Source organism: Azonexus sp. GW821-FHT04F04 (assembly GCF_059420025.1).
In genome coordinates this window covers 1-1493 of record NZ_JBWKSX010000027.1, presented here as the reverse complement: position 1 = coordinate 1493, position 1493 = coordinate 1, and the positions used below count along the sequence as shown (strand labels likewise).

At 55.0% G+C, this 1493-nt stretch carries 2 protein-coding genes; one reads left to right on the top strand and one right to left on the bottom strand.

Features of this window, described 5'->3' with window-relative positions; translation table 11 throughout:
- Positions 1-493, top strand: a 493-nt coding sequence (locus tag AC07TV_RS22720) for a hypothetical protein (protein ID WP_494650683.1), incomplete at its 5' end; no start/stop codon positions are given.
- 150 nt (positions 494-643) lie between these two features.
- On the opposite strand, the gene AC07TV_RS22715 is transcribed toward AC07TV_RS22720, so the two are convergent.
- Positions 644-1348, bottom strand: coding sequence for an ABC transporter ATP-binding protein (locus AC07TV_RS22715; protein WP_310492166.1), 705 nt, complete (start codon positions 1346-1348; stop codon positions 644-646).
- Positions 1349-1493: the final 145 nt, after the last annotated feature.

The window sequence follows — 1493 nt, the reverse complement described above, 5'->3', positions numbered from 1 at the left end:
AGGAGACCCGATGAAAACCATATTCGCTGTAGTTCTGACTGCCATTGCGCTTGGAGCTTCGCCCAATATCCTCGCAGCTGAAAGTTCCGCACACAACCATAGCCATGGGAGTGCAGAACCGACAAAGCTCCACCTTAACGCTGGAAAAAAATGGGCAACTGATGAGCCGCTGCGTCAGGCTATGAACGACATCAATCAAGCGATGGCGAAGGCAATACCGGCGATTCACAAGAATCAATATGGCAACGACGACTATCAAGCATTAGCGACGACAATCAGTGAAAAGGTGGCTTATGCAATACAGAATTGCAAACTCGAAGCCCAGGCTGATGCGATGCTTCACTTGGTTATTGCAGACCTGATGGAAAGCGCCGAGACCATGAGAGGAAAAACTTCAAAGTCGCGACACGATGGCGCGGTGCAAGCACTTGAAGCTCTGAAGGCATATGGAAAATATTTCCAGCATACGGGTTGGAAAGCCGCCAAAGGCTGAAGAATCATGATGCGCCAGGGATGAACTCTGATTAACTAGTCATCTGCAAATGGTTAGCCACCAATACTTGCGGCCAGGAGAGGCGGGCAAAACGGGCGCAGCATCTGATTTCGCTTGAAATAGGGCATTGTCTGCCCGCCTATCTGAGACTCAGCTCAGAGCCTGGCCTTTTTCTTCAAAGGTTTTGCCATCGCGAATGTGGTAAATCCGCTTGAAGGTAGGAATGATTTTCTCATCGTGGGTCACCACGATGATGGCCGTATTGAACTGCTGCGCCATCTGGTTGAGGATGCGCACGACGCTCAAGGCGCGTTCACTGTCCAAAGGTGCGGTCGGCTCATCGGCGAGGATGACGGGCGGCTGATTCGCCAGGGCCCGGGCAATTGCCACGCGTTGTTGCTCCCCGCCCGACAGTTGCGATGGCTGGGCCTTGGCGCGGTGCCCGACATCAAGCGCTTCAAGCAACTCGAGCGCACGCTTTCTCGATTCACCATTCGGTCTGCCTGCCAGCATGGGTAACAGGGCCACATTGTCGATGACATCGAGGAATGGAATCAGATAGGGAGCCTGAAATACGAACCCGATTCGGTCGCGGCGCAAGGCGCGCAGGTCCGGAATCTTCCAGCCATTGTCGTAGATGACCTCATCACCCAGGGTCATCTTGCCGGTTGTCGGCTCAATCACCGCGCCCAGGCATTTGAGCAAGGTGCTTTTTCCGGAACCAGAGGGGCCAATCAGGCCAACCACCTCTCCGGGAGCGACGGTCATATTGACGTCTTTCAAGGCGTCGACTGCGGTATCGCTCTCACCGTAGCGCTTGCTCAAACCTTCGATACGAATGCCGAAACCGTCCATCTCATCCTCCAATGGCGGTGGCCGGGTCTACGCGCAGGGCAGCCCGAATCGCCAGCGTGCTGGCCAGCGCGCAAATAACCATGACCACCACAAAGCCGCGCGCAGCATCGCCGGGCTCCAGCAGAACATACTTGGGAAAGAATGG

Excerpts from the sequence above, each read along its gene's own strand:
- AC07TV_RS22715 (WP_310492166.1), bottom strand. The coding sequence starts at position 1,348 with ATGGACGGTTTCGGCATTCGTATCGAAGGTTTGAGCAAGCGCTACGGT.